The 16,550-nt window shown below is 69.5% G+C and carries 8 protein-coding genes, 4 tRNA genes and 1 pseudogene; 5 read left to right on the top strand and 8 right to left on the bottom strand.

Going from position 1 to position 16,550, the window contains the following annotated elements; translation table 11 throughout:
- Positions 1-55 precede the first annotated feature (55 nt).
- On the top strand, positions 56-766 hold the full coding sequence (locus tag ACI2K4_RS09300) for a hypothetical protein (RefSeq protein WP_404509954.1): 711 nt from the start codon (positions 56-58) through the stop codon (positions 764-766).
- Positions 767-954: 188 nt separating this feature from the next.
- On the top strand, positions 955-3,090 hold the full coding sequence (locus tag ACI2K4_RS09295) for a tetratricopeptide repeat protein (protein ID WP_404509953.1): 2,136 nt from the start codon (positions 955-957) through the stop codon (positions 3,088-3,090).
- A gap of 196 nt (positions 3,091-3,286) precedes the next feature.
- Here the strand turns inward: ACI2K4_RS09295 and ACI2K4_RS09290 are convergent, their stop codons facing one another.
- A complete protein-coding gene (locus ACI2K4_RS09290) occupies positions 3,287-4,246 on the bottom strand; it encodes a hypothetical protein (protein WP_404509952.1) in 960 nt (319 codons plus the stop codon).
- Between the two features lie 736 nt (positions 4,247-4,982).
- On the opposite strand from ACI2K4_RS09290, the gene ACI2K4_RS09285 reads away from it, so the two are divergent.
- Complete coding sequence (locus ACI2K4_RS09285) at positions 4,983-8,591, top strand: NB-ARC domain-containing protein (protein WP_404509951.1); 3,609 nt, start codon at positions 4,983-4,985, stop codon at positions 8,589-8,591.
- Positions 8,592-9,248: 657 nt separating this feature from the next.
- On the opposite strand, the gene ACI2K4_RS09280 is transcribed toward ACI2K4_RS09285, so the two are convergent.
- The 7 genes and pseudogenes from ACI2K4_RS09280 to ACI2K4_RS09250 all read right to left on the bottom strand — a co-directional run bounded on the left by ACI2K4_RS09280 (position 9,249) and on the right by ACI2K4_RS09250 (position 15,075).
- Positions 9,249-9,318 (bottom strand) — tRNA-Met (locus ACI2K4_RS09280).
- A gap of 237 nt (positions 9,319-9,555) precedes the next feature.
- Positions 9,556-9,630 (bottom strand) — tRNA-Val (locus tag ACI2K4_RS09275).
- A gap of 15 nt (positions 9,631-9,645) precedes the next feature.
- A tRNA-Cys gene (locus tag ACI2K4_RS09270) sits at positions 9,646-9,716 on the bottom strand.
- A 34-nt stretch (positions 9,717-9,750) separates the two neighbouring features.
- Positions 9,751-9,823 (bottom strand) — tRNA-Gly (locus tag ACI2K4_RS09265).
- Between the two features lie 337 nt (positions 9,824-10,160).
- Positions 10,161-11,383 (bottom strand): annotated as a pseudogene (locus ACI2K4_RS09260) (S8 family peptidase).
- 196 nt (positions 11,384-11,579) lie between these two features.
- Positions 11,580-12,599, bottom strand: coding sequence for a TAXI family TRAP transporter solute-binding subunit (locus ACI2K4_RS09255; protein ID WP_404509949.1), 1,020 nt, complete (start codon positions 12,597-12,599; stop codon positions 11,580-11,582).
- 136 nt (positions 12,600-12,735) lie between these two features.
- Entirely contained in the window at positions 12,736-15,075 is a 2,340-nt protein-coding gene (locus tag ACI2K4_RS09250) for a TRAP transporter permease (protein ID WP_404509948.1), read from the bottom strand.
- Between the two features lie 171 nt (positions 15,076-15,246).
- On the opposite strand from ACI2K4_RS09250, the gene ACI2K4_RS09245 reads away from it, so the two are divergent.
- On the top strand, positions 15,247-15,852 hold the full coding sequence (locus tag ACI2K4_RS09245) for a TetR/AcrR family transcriptional regulator (RefSeq protein ID WP_404509947.1): 606 nt from the start codon (positions 15,247-15,249) through the stop codon (positions 15,850-15,852).
- 92 nt (positions 15,853-15,944) lie between these two features.
- A complete protein-coding gene (locus ACI2K4_RS09240; RefSeq protein WP_404509945.1) occupies positions 15,945-16,526 on the top strand; it encodes a TIGR03086 family metal-binding protein in 582 nt (193 codons plus the stop codon).
- Positions 16,527-16,550 lie beyond the last annotated feature (24 nt).

The following is a 16,550-nucleotide window of genomic DNA, read 5'->3' as shown; positions in this document are numbered from 1 at the left end:
TCTTCCCGTCACCGGTCCCGAAGCGGGGATTATCGCACCAGGCCGGGTGTGGTGGGTGTACCGCGGACTGGTGACAGGCCTGGCTGTCATCGCCTGCGCCGACTGGCCGGTCTCGTCGTGGGCCGAGGTCGACACGTTGCACGGGCCAGCCTCCGGCGCAGCGAACGGCACCGGTTCAACGCTGAGAGGTGGTACCGGTTTCTGCGATCAGGCGTGTTGGCCCAGCGATGGCACCCGTTTAGAGGTTGTTGGCACCGGCCGGATCAGCCAAGGCAACTGCTCGTCGGGGATGTTCATATTCCCAATGGTGATCATGTGGCAGCGGACTGTCACAATGGGCGGTCCGTTCGACGCGCTTGGAGGGTGGTCTCCGGTGACTGGTGTGGAGTTGATCGTGGCGGCGTTGGCTGCGGCGGCGACCGCAGGCATTGGCAGCGGGGTACAGGACGCGTACGTCGGGTTGAAGGGGCTGCTCGTGCGGCGGTTGGCTGGCGATGGGCAAGCGGTGGCTACGTTGGAGTCCGACGAGACGAGCCCGGAAAGATGGCGGGTCCTGATTGGGAACGACCTGGCCGACTCCGGGGCCGCGTGCGACCACGAGGTTCTCACAGCGGCGCGGGATGTTCTCAGGCTGACGGACCCGGCAGGAACACGGGCTGGTACCTATACGGTGACGAACAACTATGGCGCGGTCGGTGAGTTCCACGCCCCAGTGACCTTCAATCAAGGGCCAGCAGGCCCCCCAGCCGTACCGGGGACGGCCTAGGGTCATCCGTCCCCGGCAGCACCACTACCGACCCCACCCTCTTGACGATCGGCACCAGCCAAGGGCTGACAGGCGTCTTCCAGGGTCCTGTGACGGTCAACGGGCGTCAGCAGGTCACTTGGCCGCACCAGGTAGGAGTAGTGCCGCCGCTGGTTGACTGCCGACAGGAGCGCCCCGCCGACACGGAGTTGGACATCGCCACCGCTACCGGTGCGGTGGTGGTGTGTCAGGTGTTGACCGGGCTGGGCGGGGTCGGCAAGACCCAGCTTGCCGCCGGGCTGGCGCACCGTATTTGGCTGCGTCGGGAACTGGACCTGCTCGTGTGGATCACCGCGACCTCCCGATCGAGCATCGTCACCACGTACGCGCAGGCCGCGGCTGAAATCCACGGAGTCGAGGACGAAAATCCGGATCAGGGCGCGACGCGGTTCCTGGCCTGGCTCGCCGCCACTGAGCGGCGGTGGCTGGTCGTCCTCGACGATGTCGCCGACCCGAACGACCTGCGCGGCCTGTGGCCGCCTACCGGCAACTTCGGCCGGACAGTGGTCACCACCCGACGCCGAGACGCGGCTCTGGCCAGTGGTCGGCGGGTGGTCGACGTGGGGCTGTTCACCGCAGCCGAGTCCGCCGCCTACCTGAAGGCCAAGCTCGGTGGGGACCCGGTCCGGCTGGATGAGGCCGCCGAGCTGGCCGACAACCTCGGACACCTGCCCCTCGCACTGGCGCAGGCAGCCGCGTACATCCTCGATCGCAAGACCATGACCTGTGCCGGCTACCGCCGCCGGTTCGCCAACCAGGCCCGCAAGCTCGCCGACCTGGCCCCCGACGCGCTGCCGGACGAGCACACTGGACCGGTGGCGGTGACCTGGTCCCTGTCAATCGCACTCGCCGACGAGCTCCCACCGACAGGTTTGGCCCGACCGGTGCTGGAGTTAGCCGCGCTGCTTGATCCCAACGGCATCCCGACCGATGTGTTCACCACCGCCGCTGTCCTCGACTACCTCGGCATCCGCACCGGTGCCAGCAGGCAGGTCGACGGTGAGGACACCACCGACACGCTGGATAGCCTCGACCGGATCAACCTCATCACTCACAACTCAGCCAACCGAACCGTGCGGGTGCACGCCCTCGTGCAGCGCGTAGTAAGGGAGGCCACGCCCCCGGCCTACGCGGCCGCGCTGGCCACCGCCGCCGCTGATGCGCTGGTCGAGGTCTGGCCGGCCATCGAGCGCGACCGCGAACTCGGGCAGATCCTGCGCGGCAACGCTACTGCCCTCCACACTCACGCCAAGCCACTGCTATGGGATCTCGACACCGGCTACCACCCCGTGCTATTCACCGCCGGACATAGCCTCGGCCAGACCGGCCAAATTACTGCCGCGATCGACTACCACGACACATTGCGCGTCACCGCATCCCAAAGGCTTGGTCCGGACCATCGCCAGACCCTTACCATTCGCCACAGTCTCGCCTGGTGGCGCGGGGTAGCTGGAGATCCGGCCGGCGCCACGACCGCATACGCCGAGCTGCTCGGCGACCGGTTGCGCGTCCTCGGACCTGAGCATCCCGACACCCTCGCCACGCGGCACGACCTCGCGTGGTGGCGAGGGGTGGCCGGAGATCCGGCTGGTGCTGCCGCCGCCTTCGCCGAGCTGGTCATCGACCAGGTGCGGGTTCTCGATGCCGATCATCCCGATACCCTCGCCACACGCAACAACCTCGCCTACTGGCGTGGGGCCGCTGGGGATCCAGGCGGCGCCGGCGCCGCCTGCGCAGACCTACTCATCGACCAGGTGCGAGTCCTTGGACCCGATCACCCGGACACTCTCGCCACGCGCAACAACCTCGCCTGGTGGCAGGGGAAGGCTGGGGATCCGGCCGGCGCCGCGACTGCGTATGCCGAACTGCTCCGCGACCGACTACGGGTCCTCGGACCCGACCACCCCGACACCCTCGCGACACGCAGCGATCTCGCCTGGTGGCAAGGGGAGGGTGGGGATCCGGCCGGCGCCGTGACTGCCTACGCCGAACTGCTCCGCGACCGACTACGGGTCCTCGGACCCAACCACCCCGACACCCTCGCCACGCGCAACAACCTCGCCTGGTGGCAAGGGGAGGGTGGGGATCCGGCCGGCGCCACGACTGCCTACGCCGAACTGCTCCGCGACCGACTACGCGTCCTCGGCCCCAACCACCCCAACACCCTCGCCACACGCAACAACCTCGCCTACTGGCGCGAGAAGGCCGACGACGTTATCCGAACAGAGAACCCAACAGCGGCTCGGGACCTAGAAGGCGCCAACTCAGGCGGCACTCCCGAGTAGTACGTTCAATGGGTCGGATCGCACTGGCGCCACGCGATGAGTCACGACCTCGCGCACCGTGGGCGGAGCGCGACGGGACCCGCCGTCGATGGCGAAGGACACCCGCCGCTGTACCCAACCGCTTAACCCACAGCCGGCGGCGTGCCAGCCCCAAACGGAGCCACCGCCAGCCAATCGCCCACCTACGCCAGCCGACTTACTCCCAGGTGCTCGGATCGACGTACGTGTCGGTTCTCCTCAAGTAGGGCACGACTCGCGTCCAATCACCCAGAAGGTTGGCGAACCCGTCATCATCATTGGCCCAGACCTCGCCCAACTCGACCGGGCCGGAGTCCCGGTGCAACTCAATTACCACCATGGGCCCGACCGGATCGCTAGCCAGCCTGCCTCGCTGCTTCTGCTGCGGTCGCACGTATAGGACCTTCGAATGCACCTCCCCTGGCCGGGTAAAGACCAGGTGCGCCTCAAGCGGGTCATCGTCTGCAGCGGCTCTCCCGCCACTGGCGATGCACGCCGCGACGAGTTGCTCGATACGCACGAGCTGTTCGCGGGCGCCCCACCTCCGTGCTGGACTCGTTTCGAACACCCACGCCTGCACGATCCACCCGGCCGCACCCCCTGGCAGCGGTCCGACGTCTCCGTTGCGAAGCGACCGTGTCACTTCGCACATCTGCCATGTCCGAGAAGATGAAAGTTCCGGATCACACCCGGTCGGCAGCAACCGTAGCGCCTCCGCCCGCGCCTCCGCATCGGCGGCGACCTCATCGGCGACCGTGAGGCGCTGGGTCCGAGGTAACGAGCTGAACATCACGGGCAGTTCTTTCGAGAGCAGCTGTGTGAGGTCCTTGTGGCTCCACTCCTCTGCGTGGCGATTACCCTGGTCGGCCGTCAGCAGGATGGGGTCGATCGCGGCCGACGGGCTGCGCAACTCATCGACGACGCGTCCGATCGCCTCCTCAATAGCTGGGTGGGTATCGAGGAACGCCGCCGCATCCCAGGCATCCTCTGACAGCCGGGTGAGGATTCCGGCAAGACGCGCAGCGCGGACGGGATCGTCAAGCGTTGTGATTTTGCAGCTCTGGTCGCACTCCTCCCCGGACCAGGTGGCGACCACGGTGGTCCGGGACTCGGTGGATAAGACGCTGTAGCTAGTCATTGCAAACTCCCGACGGGTACCGAAAGCCGCCAGGTAACCCGCGCACGCGCGATCGATCCCTGGCGAGCTGAACATGATTTTCGGTAACACCGCAGCACGACCGCAGCGCCGATCCGCCCACAGCATTCCACGTCCCCGCGATCCGAGGCAACCTCGACGCCATCTCAGCGACGTAGACAGTCACCCACTCCTGTTCTCACTACCGGTGGCGGGTCCAGGCAACCAGAGCCCTACTGGATGTAAGAATCTCCATATTTCAAGTAGCCCCAGACCCCGAAGCGTCGATCGATCACGATCGGACAGACCACCAAGTCTGGCCGACACAAAGGACGCTTTAGGTCGATTTATAGAGATGTCTTAGCATGTCGGCCTAGCGGCCTCGGTGCAGGGACAGGAACGGCTTGACGTCCAAGACCACATCGGGGGCAGACGGTTTCCCTGCTACTCGGCTGCCTTGACAGCTGTGGGCTGGCCGGTAGGCGCAGGCTGTGACGTTGCGTTACGAAAGACCGCACGGCGTAGCGCTCGACTTTCGCACCTGTCGCGAAGAGTGTGCGCCGACGTCGACCCGACCACCGCCGCCCGACTGCTCTTCGACATGGTCAACTCGCTCGCCGAATGCGACCGGCCAGGCCGAGGCAGCGCGAGGCCCTTGCCGACACGGTGACGGCGCTCGCCTTCTACGCGCTGCGCGCCGATCGGCCTCACGCTGGACGAGCAACTACGATCCACTGCCATGCGTCGATTCGCCGCGCTCGGGGCGGTACTGCTTGCCTCCGCCGGGCTCTGGTGGCTATGGAACCAGTTCGGGTGGCCGCGCGGCGACGACGCGGGCCAGCCGAGCATGCGCAACGACAACGCCATCTTCTTCGCCACGGTGGTGAGCGCGGCGAGCCTCGCGGCCCTCGCCGGGCTGCTTGCCCGCTCGCGCCGAAGCCGCGCCAGGGCGGACGACGAGGCACCGTGGATGGTGGAGACTGCCAAGCAGCCGTTCGTGCCTCGCCCAGACCTAGTGTCGGCCTTGGTCAGAAGCCTGCCGGGAACCGTCGCGCTCGTCGGCGCTGGCGGATTCGGCAAGACCACCCTGGCCCAGGCGATCTGCCGCCTGCCGGAGATCCGCAAGAGCTTCCCTGGCGGCGTGCTTTGGGTGACGGTCGGCGAGAATCCATCGGCCGCCGACCTCACCGGCCACCTGGAGTTTCTGGCACAGGTGGTCTCCGGTGAGCAGCAGGAGTTCAGCGACCCCGGTCGGGCGGCGTTCCGGCTGGGTCGGCTACTCGATGCCCGACCGCCGGTCCTGCTGGTGATCGACGACGTCTGGACCGCCGAGCATCTCGCCCCGTTCCTTCAGGGTGGTCGGAGGTGCGCCCGGCTGGTGACCACCCGCGTGCCTCGGCTGCTGCCGGCCGGCACTCCGCAGATCGAGGTCGGCGAGATGTCGACGGTCCAGGCCGAGCAACTGCTCAGGCACTGGATCGGTTCGGCCGATGTCGCGGTGGGTCCGCTGATCCAGGGTGCCGCCCGATGGCCGCTGTTGCTGTCGCTGATCGGCGCTGCGGTCGCCGACCTGGTCCGGCGTGGAACACCGGCACGGGACGCGGTGGAGGAGCACCTCACCCTGCTTCAGGAGTTCGGACCCGCCGGCTTGGACGAGATGTCGCGGGACGCATTCCAGGGCCGGCTCGTTGCCCGCACGATCGAGGCCAGTCTGGGGCGTCTTGATCCGGAGCATCGGCAGCGGTGCCTCGAGCTGGGCATCTTCCGCGAGGACGACCGCATCCCGCTTGCAGTCACTCGGATGTTATGGGCGGGATCAGCCAGGCTCAGCGCCTCTGCGAGCGGCGTCATCCTCAACCGGCTCGCGACGCTCTCGCTGCTGTCCGTGCACGAAGGAACCTATCTGCGCCTGCACGACGTCGTCCGGTCGTACCTGCGCCAACAGTTGGCGGACGACACCGAGCCCGCGCTACACGCGGGCCTGCTGGAACAAGCTCGCGCCGAAAACGCCGACGAGAGCTGGTGGCAGCTTCCGGACGACCACGACTATCTGCGACGCAATCTGGCCTATCACCTCGCAATGGCCGGCGCCGACGACGAGCTGAGCGCCCTGGTCCAGGATTTGCGGTGGGTCCGATTTCGGGTGCGCCTGGATGGGCCGGTCGCTGCGGAGAGCGACCTGCGAGCCGTCCCCGGACCGGTGACCGAGTCGATCGCCCGATCCCTCGCCGTGCGTGCACATCTGGCGGTACCGCTGCCGAACTGCGCGGACGCGACTTCGCCCCTGGCGAACATGCTGGCGCCCGACATCGACACGGGACCCCTGATCCTGGATCGGGAGGCCGGTTGCCTGGTGCCGCTCTGGGCGCCCCCGGCCGACAGATCGTCCTCGACGAGGACTCTGATCGGTCATAACGCAATCATCTCCGCAGTCGTCGTCGCCGCCGACGGCAGTTGGTTCGCCTCCGCCGACAACGAGGCGGTCGTCCGGGTCTGGGACACCGAGACCGGCGCGCCACGGCTGGTACTGACGGGCGACGCCCACTACCTCGAGGACGTTGCGGCGTCCCCGGAGGGCAACTGGATCGCGAGCGGCGGATACGACCGGAACCTGCGAGTCTGGGATGCGACCCTGGGCACCGTCCGGCACGTCCTGCGCGGTCACAAAAAGACCATCGCGGCGATTCGCGCACTGCCGGACGGCCGTCTGCTCACTGGAAGCGAAGACGGCACGGTACGTGTCTGGCACCTGACGTCCGGCTCAAGCTCGAGCGTCTACCGCGCGTATGGCCCACTCGATCAGTTCCGGCGAAGGCTGGTCCGGCTTTGCGGGAAAAGATCACCGTCACGGGCGGTCAACGCGCTGGCGGTCGCGCCGGGGGGCGGCTGGATCGCCGTCGGCACCTGGGATTCACACGTCCACCTCGTCGACTTTGGCGATCACCGGATACGCGGGACGTTCGCCGAGCATGCCAGGCTCAAGCACCACGGACCCTGGGGGGAGCGATGGGCCGGCCCAATCGAAGCTGTCGCAATCTCCCCATCCGGGCGATGGGCGGTGAGCTGCACCAGCAACATCGGCGTGATTCTGATCTGGGACACAGAGACGTTGCGGACGACCCACCGGCTCTACCACGGAGACCGCGGGATCAGCGCCGTCGCGATCTCCCCGGACAGCAGCTTGATCGTCACCGGAAGCTGGGACAAAACCGCCATGGTCTGGGACGCGGGGACGGGCGCCCTGCGGCACACCCTCGACGCGCACACGAACGGTGTCACCTGCGTCGCCTTCCTCCCGGACGGCCGGCGCGTGGTGACCGGCAGCGCCGACCGAACATTGCGGATCTGGGATCTGACCGCGACCGAAAGTGGCCCAGACGAGAGCGTCAGCGGCGGGCACGCGCTCGGTATACATCCCCGCGGCGACTGGGTGGCGGCCGGCGACGGCGCCATCCATCTGCGCGATGTCACTACCGGCGCCGTTCTCCGGCCGCTGGACGATGACGTCTGGGTGGCAGGATCGGTCGCGGTGTGGAACGGGGGCCGGCGACTGGGCGCCGTCGGGCGGGGCTATGTCGTCGGCGTCTGGGACACGCGCACCGGCCGCCACCTCGGCACGCTCCGGCCGGAGATCGAGTCGCTGGTCGCCACCGACCGTGTGATCGTCACCGGCGGCTTCGACGGCTACCTGCGGCTGTGGGATCCGCAGCGGCTCACCGAAACCCATGCCTGGCAGGGGCACTGGGACCGGATCAGCTCCCTGGCCCTCGCGCCCGACGGCAGCTGGTTTGCCAGCTCCGGCCACGATCCTCGGGTCCGGATCTGGGACACCGGCACCGGAGCTTCACTGGGCACCTGCACCGGCCACACCCAATGGGTGGGCGCACTGGTCGTCTCCCCCGCCGGCCGGTGGCTCGCCAGTTCGGACGACGAGGGCGTCATCCGACTGTGGCGAATGCCCTCGGGAGAGACCTGGCACGTCCTACGGGGGCACAGCAACATGGTCCGTACCCTCGCGATCACCGAGGACGACACGCTCATCGTGTCGGGAAGTTGGGACCACACCGCCCGCGTCTGGGACGTCGCGACGGGGGCCACGGTGCACGTGCTCACCGGCCACACCGGCCAGATCGAGGTGGTCGCGGTCTCGCCGGACGGGTCCCTGGCCGCGACTGGCGGCTGGGACCACACTGTACGAGTTTGGGACCTCCGCACCGGCCGTTGCCTCGCCGGTGTCACGGTCAACGAACGGGTGACCGGATGCGCCTGGCTGCCTGGGAGGTCTACGCTCGCCGCAACCACGCCCTCCGGCACCTACCTGTGGTCGTACCTGCCCCCGCCGGAGTGATTGGAATCCGACATCGCGGTCAGCGGTGACCATTACGGTGCGCGAGCTACCCACACACGCCCGGCAAGATTGGGTGTCATCGCCGAGAACGACGTCGCGTCGTTCGCCGTGGCGCTTGATCAAAAGATCATCGTGCACAAGCGGTTCGGCCACTGCCGATATCGCCTCCAGCGGACAGTTGTAGTGCAGGCCCGCGCTGCCCGCACGGAGGTGCCGCGCGTCACGCTATGCGACGGAGGGATCGTGGCGGTCAGCGCCCGGACCTGCCGAGTACGTTTCGACTCCGACAGAACGGCGACATAGCGCCGCAACCCCTCATCCTCAGCGGATAACCCCGGGTCCGGCGCCCAGGGCGTCCGGCTGCAGGGCATCGGGCGGTACGCGTCGAGGGTTAACACGGCCCGGCGCCACCCCCAGGCGGGGCACGCGTCATCCCGATTCCCGGAAGAGGTGGCCGTCCGTGCCCGTGCCGGAACGAGCCTCTACGAGAAGGGATGTGTCCCAAGACTCTGCCTAGCGCAGGCCTAGCAGAGGCACGCCCGCTGACGCGAGATGCCACATCGTGACGCGTCGTTCGCCCACTCATTGCCCACCGAACAAGCAAGAGCCCGCTTCCTCGACTTGCAGGAAGCGGGCTCTGACCTGGTGTTTCATTTGTAGCGGGGACAGGATTTGAACCTGCGACCTCTGGGTTATGAGCCCAGCGAGCCGCTCGGCACTCCCAGCCCGCGTCGCCGCGCAAACTCCATGGCGCAGCTGAACACCCGCTTTGCACGGCGCCTCGACCAGGCGGGCAAGGACTGGGCTGCGGTACCACCGGCACAGGTCCAGCCCCCGCGACCCCGACGCATCATCCCAGGGCATGACGACCATGTGCTCCCAGTTTGCTCCCAACGTAAGGGGCACAACGAGAACGGCTCGTTACCGGATTTCCGGTAACGAGCCGCTGACCTGCTGGTCTAGCTGGTGGGCGATACTGGGTTTGAACCAGTGACCTCTTCCGTGTCAAGGAAGCGCGCTCCCACTGCGCCAATCGCCCTCGTCATTGCTGCCGAGGTGGAGACGGGATTTGAACCCGTGTACACGGCTTTGCAGGCCGTTGCCTCGCCTCTCGGCCACTCCACCGAGGTTGCCCCCGTCGTGCGTGGCGGCATCTCCGAGCGGACGACGGGACTCGAACCCGCGACCCTCACCTTGGCAAGGTGATGCGCTACCAACTGCGCTACGTCCGCTTGTCTCCGGTGTTTCCTGGTGACGGATGAGAACTTTAGCCGAGCCCGCGAACATGTGCCAAATCGGGGGTGACCGTGGCGGGTCGGCACGACCACGCAGCCCGATTGTCCCAGGTGACGCCGTTGATCACAGGCCAGGCCCCGACGGGCCGCCACACATCCCCTAACCGTCCTAGGAACCTGGGTTTGGGTGGAGACGTACGTTCGGTTGAGGGCGTTTGGGCTGTTCGGACGAGAGGAGCAAGGCCGCGGGTGGGAGATGTTCATGATCCTGAAGGGTTCGGCCGGCTATGACGAGCCGAAGTCTTCGCGATCACGAACCCGCCCCTTGGGCTGGTCAGGGGCCGCAATAGAGCAGGCGGTTCGGCGAACCGGGGCCGGGGTTGCCGACGATTCCCGTGGTCGACTGGGCGATCAGGTGGGCGCTCACCTGGGCCGGGGTCCAGGTGGGGTGGGCGGAGACGACCAGCGCCGCGCAGCCGGTGACGTGGGCCGAGGCCGAGCTGCCGCTGATGGTGGCGGTGGCGGTGTCGCTGGTGTGCCAGGTCGAGGTGATGCCCTGGCCGGGGGCGAAGAGGTCGACGCAGCTCCCGTGGTTGCCCGAGCCGACCCGGGCGTCGGTCGGGGTGGTTCCGGTCACGGTGAGCGCCGCCGGGACCCTGGCCGGCGAGAAGTTGCAGGCGTTTGTCGCGGAGCCACCGGACGGTACGGCGTACGTGATGCCCGAGTTGATCGAGTTGGTCACCGCCGCGTCCAGTACGGCACTGGGCCCGCCGCCGATGGCGAGGTTCGCGACGGCCGGCTTGACCGCGTTGGCGGTGGTCCAGTCGATTCCGGCGATGACCTGCGCGTAGCTGCCGCTGCCGGTGCAGTCGAGTACCCGTACCGGGACCAGTCGGACGTCCTTGGCCACGCCGTACGACTGGCCGCCGATGGTGCCGGCGAGATGGGTGCCGTGCCCGTTGCAGTTGGCGGCGGGAAGGGCGCCGTCGACCGCGTCGAAGCCGGCGAGCACGGAGCCGCCGAAGTCGGCGTGTGCGGCCCTGATGCCGGTGTCGATGACGTACGCGCGCACGTTCGGCGCGGTGTTCGGGTAGGCGTACCGCTGGTCCAGGGGCAGGTGTCGCTGGTCGATCCGGTCCAGGCCCCAGGAGGGCGGGTTGGGCTGCACCCCGGCGGCGAGCGGGACCAGGTGGTTCTGTTCGACGTGGGCGACGGCGGGTCGGCGGCGAGTCGGCGGGCGGCTGGCGCCGGTAGGCGTACCTCGAAGCCTTTGATCGCGGCGTGGTAGACGCGGCCGAGTGTGCCGCCGTGGCGGCGGCTGAGGCGGTCGGCGCGGGCGGTCACGTCGGCGCGGGTGGCCGGGCCGGCGGCCGGCGCCGGGTCGCGCAGGAGTACGAGGTAGCTGTCCGGTACGGCGGTGGCGCCGCCGGCCCGGTGGATCTGTCCCGGCGCCGGTGTCGCGGTCGCCGGGGTGGCGATCCCGGCGAGCGCGACGGTGGTGGCGACGAGGGTGCTGGCGGCGGCGAGCCACCGCCGGTGCTCGGGTACGGCTGTCATCTCCCGGCCTCCCTTGACCTGGTGGCCGCACACCGGGCCGGAGGGGGCACGGCGGTGGTCGGCCCGAACGGTTGGGAAGAGCCTACTAGGACATCGACCGACACGGATATGGCTACGGATGCGGTGGTGGTGGACCACCCCGGGCGTACGGGCACCGGGGCGGTCCGGCCGGGTCGAGCGCGAGCGTGGCGGGCGGCTACTTCGGCGCGTTCAGGTCGTCGAGTGCCTTGGTCGCGCCCCGGTGCAGCGGAACCGGGGTGGTCTTGCGGGCGGTGTCCAGGCTGATCTCCCTGGCCGCGGCGTTGGCCTGTTCGAGCTGCGGTTTGCGGTCGAAGAGCGCCTTGGCCAGTACGCAGACCAGGTTCGCGTCGAGGTCGTTCTTCACCAGCAGCAGGTTCGGCACCACGATGGTCGGCACGTCGGCGGGGGTGCCGTAGGTCGCGGCCGGGATCGGGGCCACCTCGTACACCGGGTTGATCTTCTTCAGCTCGGAGAGCAGCGGGGTGATGTCCAGGAAGGTGACCTGGTCGCGGGCGCTGGTGAGCAGGTCGGTGATGCCGGGGGTGGGCAGACCTCCGGACCAGAAGAAGGCGTCGATCGAGCCGTCCTTCATGCCGTCCACGGTCTTGGTCAGGTCGAGCCGCTGGGCCTGGATGTCGGTGGCCGGGTCGAGTCCGGCGGCCTCGAGCAGCCGGTTGGCGATCACCTCGGTGCCGGATTTCGGCGAACCGGTGGAGACCCGCTTGCCCTTCATCTCGGCGACCGAGGTGATGCCCGAGCCGGTCCGGACGAGCACCTGGGTGTAGTTGGTGTAGATCCGGGACAGCGCCTGCACCGGTTGGGCCTGGCCGTTGAAGCTGCCCTTGCCCTCGACCGCGTCGGCGGCGGTGTCGGCGAGCGAGAACGCCACGGCGTAGCTGCCGGCGACCAACTGCTGGATGTTCTGCACCGACGCGCCGGTCTCGGCTGCGGTCGCCTTGACTTTGCCGCCGGTGGCGCTGGTGACCTGTTCGGCGTACGCGTTGCCGAGGGCGAAGTAGACGCCGGTGGAGTTGCCGGTGGCGATGCCGATCCGGGTGTCGGCACCGACCTCGCAGGTGATGTCGCCGCCGGCGTCGGTGCTGGCCGCGTCCTGCCGGCCGCCGCAGCCGGCCAGGCCGGCCAGACCGAGGCCGACCGCCGCGAGCGCCGCGACGGCCCGTGTGGCACGGTTCATGGAGACTCCTTCTGTGGGGGTGGGGTGACCGGTCCGGCCTCGGGGCCGACCGGACCGTTGGACCTCACCTCGCCGGATCGCCCGGCCGGGTTGTCGGACCTCATCTCGCCGGGTCCCCCGACCGGGTTGTCGGACCTCATCTCGCCGCAGCCTCCGACCGGGCCGGGGCGGCGTCCGCCGACCGCCGGTCGGCGCCGCGTCGACGCAGTGCCAGGACAACGGTCGCGGCGAGCAGGGCGGCGCCGGTCACGATCGAGATCGGGTGCAGGTAGAGCAGGAGCAGGCCGGCGACGACGGCGAGGATCCTGCCGGCCGTACCGACCGGGCCGATGCCGAGCACCCAGCCGCCGGTCGCGGTGGCGACCGCCGCGATGCCGAGGCAGGCGACCAGACCGGTCCAGAGCACCCCGAGCGCGGGTCCCCGGCCGAGCAGGTACTCCCCCGGATCGGTGAGGACAAAGGCGATCGGGGCGAGGAAGGCCGGCAGCGCGTACTTGAGGGCCTGCCACATGGTGGCCACGGTCCGGCCGCCGGTGATCGCGGCGGCCCCCACGGCGGCGAGCGCGGTCGGCGGGGTGACCTCGGAGAGCACCGAGTAGTAGAAGACGAACATCGCCGCGGCCGGCGCCGGTACGCCGAGCGCGAGCAGGGCCGGCCCGATGATGACCCAGCCGATGATGAAGGAGGCGGTGACCGGTACGGCGAGGCCGAGCAGGGCGAGCGCGACGGCGGCGAAGACGACGGTCAGGGCGAGTACCACGGCGGGGCGGTCGGCGAGGGCCTCGGCGGCCCGGACGAGCAGGCCGGCGAACTGGGCGCCGAGGCCGGTTTTGGTGGTGGTGGCGGTGATGATGCCGGCGGCGCCACAGACGGCGGCGACGGGCAGGACCCCGCGTACGCCGTTGACCAGGGCGCTGAACAGCCGGGCGGGGGTGAGCCAGCCGCGCCGGTCGAGGAAGGAGAGGGCGAAGGCGAGCACGGTGGCGTAGACGACCGAGCGGGTGGCGCTGACCCCGACCGCGAGCAGGACCACGATCATGATCAGTGAGGAGAAGTGGTAGCCGAAGCGGAGCAGCAGGCGTCCGGGCGACCCGGCGGTGACCTCGACCGGGCGTACGCCGAACCGGCGGGCGTCGATCTCGACGGCGAGCAGGATGCCGAGGTAGTAGAGCAGGGTCGGGATCATCGCCCAGCCGAGCACGGTCAGGTAGGAGACGCCGAGGTATTCGGCGACGATGAACGCGGCGGCGCCGAGGGTGGGCGGGGAGAGGATGGCGCCGACGCCGGCGGCGGCGAGCATGCCGCCGGCCTGTTCGGCGGGGTATCCGGCCCGGCGCAGGATGGGCCAGCTCACCGCGCCGACGCTGACGGCGGTGGCGGTGCCCGAGCCGGAGACCGTGCCGAGCAGGAAGCCGGCGGCGACGGCGGTGCGTCCGGCGGCGCTGCGGGAGCGGCGGAACGCGGCCACGGAGAGGTCGACGAAGAAGCGCCCGGCACCGGAGAGGTCGAGCACGGCGCCGTAGATCGTGAAGAGCACGATGTACGTCGCGGCGACGTCGAGCGGGGTGCCGTAGAAGCCGCTGCCGGAGTTGTAGAGCGCGTCGACGATCTGGGCGAAGTCGAGTCCGGCGTGGGCGACGGCCCAGTGCTGCGGCAGCAGGCCGCCGTAGTAGCCGTAGCCGAGGAAGACCAGGCAGACCACGGGTAGGACCCAGCCCGTGGTACGTCGGCACGCCTCGATCAGCAGGAGCAGCAGCAGGGCGCCGAGCAGTACGTCGACCGGGGCGAGCAGCCCCTGCCGGTCGAGGAAGGCGTCGTAGCCGCCGCCGGCCCCGGCGATCGGGATCGGCAGGACCGGGTAGAGGCAGACCAGCAGGGCGAGCCCGGCGAGCAACCAGTCGCCGATGGTCGGGCGGTCACCACTGGCCGGCCGTTCGGGGCGGGTCGCCACGGCCGGGGCCGGTCGGTCGGTCTCGCCCGTCCCGACGGCGGCGGAGGCGCGGTGCTCGGCGGAGCCGTGTCCGGGTGTGCTGGCGGGACGGGGCCGGAGGCGGTCCGGCCAGCGCAGGCCGGACCGGTAGACGAGGAAGACCAGCGGGAGTACGCCGGCCAGGAAGATGATCAGGTAGAACTGGCTGCCCTGCGACAGTGGTCGGAACACCTGCGCGAGGACGAGCAGGGCGACGGCGAACGCGACGACCGCGACGGTGGTGGCGGCGGGCCCGGTCAGTTCGCGGGCCGGTCGTTCCTCGTCGTCGTAGCCGACGGCGGTGGTGAGCGCCGGGTCGCCCGGTGTCGCCGGCACGGCGTCCGCCTCCGCCGCACCGCGTCGCGGTGTCGTGGCACGTTGCGGTGGCGCACCGTGTCCGCCCGGCGGCGCGGCGCCGGTGGCGGTCTGCTCCACCATCGACAGTCGCGATGCTTCGTCCCGCTCGGCCTTGGCCGTTGGTGGAACAGGGGCCTGACCCTCGGGCATGTGCGGGACCCTACTACGAGCCACCGATGAACACCGATACCTTTGCGCAATGTAGATCAATATCAGGGACCGCGTACGTCACTGAGCTGCCGATCGCACGTCGGGTTACGACGCGAAGACCGTCAGTACTGGTGACTTACCGTATTCACATCGATAGGTTAACGTAGCCGCGTGACAAGACGCGCGGCCGAGGTCCGCCTAGATGCGCTGCTGCGTACCGCCTGTGCGGTGATCAGGGAACGTGGATTGGCCAACACCCGTACCGCCGACGTGGCCCAGGCCGCCGGGGTGAGCCAGGCACTGGTCTTCTACCACTTCGCCACCAAGGAACGACTGCTCGCACAGGCGTTCGCGTACGCCGCCGAACAGGATCTGGCCCGGCTCGACACGGTGGTCCGCTCCTCCGCCGGTCCGCTGGAGAAGCTCCGGAGGGTCCTCAAGCTCTACGCGCCGACGGGCCGGGCCAAGTCGTGGGGAATGTGGATCGACGGCTGGTCGGAGTCGCTCCGGACGCCGGAGTTGGAGAAGGTGTCCCGGCGGCTGGACCTGCGGTGGCGGGAAGACCTCGCCGACATCATCGCGGCCGGCGTCCGGGAGGGGGTCTTCACCTGCGACGACCCGGCCGGCGCCGCCTGGCGGATCAACGCGCTGATCGACGGGCTCGCCGTGCAGTCGGCGGTGCACGACCGGGTGATCACCCGACGGCAGCTCTCGGACTGGGTCCGGCTGGCCACCGCCCGCGAGCTCGGCCTCGCCCCGGAGCAGCTCGACGGCTGACTCCCGACCCCGGTCCGCGGGCGGGAAGCTCGACGCGGGTGGGTGGGCGGAAAGCCCGGCCGGCGGGGGCGAAGCAGAGCAGAATCGGGCGCATGGAGCTGCTGCAGACGTACCGGCGCGGCCTGAGCGAGTTCACCGACCGGGTCTCCCAGATCGGGTACGACCAGTGGGCGTTGCCGACGCCGTGCGCCAACTGGGACGTACGCACGCTGGTGAACCACGTGGTCGGCGAGGACCGGTGGTCGGTGGCGCTGCTCGGCGGCGCGACGGTGGCGCAGGTCGGCGACCGGTTCGAGGGCGACCTGCTCGGGACCGACCCGGCCGGCGCCGCCCGGGACGCCGCGGCGGCGGCGGAGCGGGCGGTCAGCGAGCCGGGGGCGCTGGACCGGATCGTGCACCTCTCCACCGGTGACACGCCGGCCAGCGAGTACCTCCACCAACTGCTCGCCGAGCACCTGGTGCACGGCTGGGACCTGGCGGTGGCGATCGGGGTCGCGCCGACGATGCACGCCGAGGCGGTGCAGGAGTGCAGCCAGTGGTTCAGCGGACGGTCGGAGGCGTACCGGCAGGGTGGACTGACGTCGCTGGCGGTGCACGTACCGGAGAATGCCGGTGAGCAGGACCGGTTGGTGGCGGCCTTCGGGCGGGACCCGGACTGGGCCCCGGGAGACTGAAACGGGGCGCCGGAGGATGCGTTT

Origin of the sequence: Micromonospora sp. NPDC050397, from assembly GCF_044901685.1 — a bacterium.
GTDB lineage: Bacteria > Actinomycetota > Actinomycetes > Mycobacteriales > Micromonosporaceae > Micromonospora_G.
This window is presented reverse-complemented; position numbering and strand designations above follow the sequence as displayed.

Coding starts and splice junctions, on each gene's coding strand:
- ACI2K4_RS09250 (WP_404509948.1), bottom strand. CDS start 15,075: ATGCCCGAGGGTCAGGCCCCTGTTCCACCAACGGCCAAGGCCGAGCGG.
- ACI2K4_RS09240 (WP_404509945.1), top strand. CDS start 15,945: ATGGAGCTGCTGCAGACGTACCGGCGCGGCCTGAGCGAGTTCACCGAC.
- ACI2K4_RS09255 (WP_404509949.1), bottom strand. CDS start 12,599: ATGAACCGTGCCACACGGGCCGTCGCGGCGCTCGCGGCGGTCGGCCTC.
- ACI2K4_RS09290 (WP_404509952.1), bottom strand. CDS start 4,246: ATGACTAGCTACAGCGTCTTATCCACCGAGTCCCGGACCACCGTGGTC.
- ACI2K4_RS09285 (WP_404509951.1), top strand. CDS start 4,983: ATGCGTCGATTCGCCGCGCTCGGGGCGGTACTGCTTGCCTCCGCCGGG.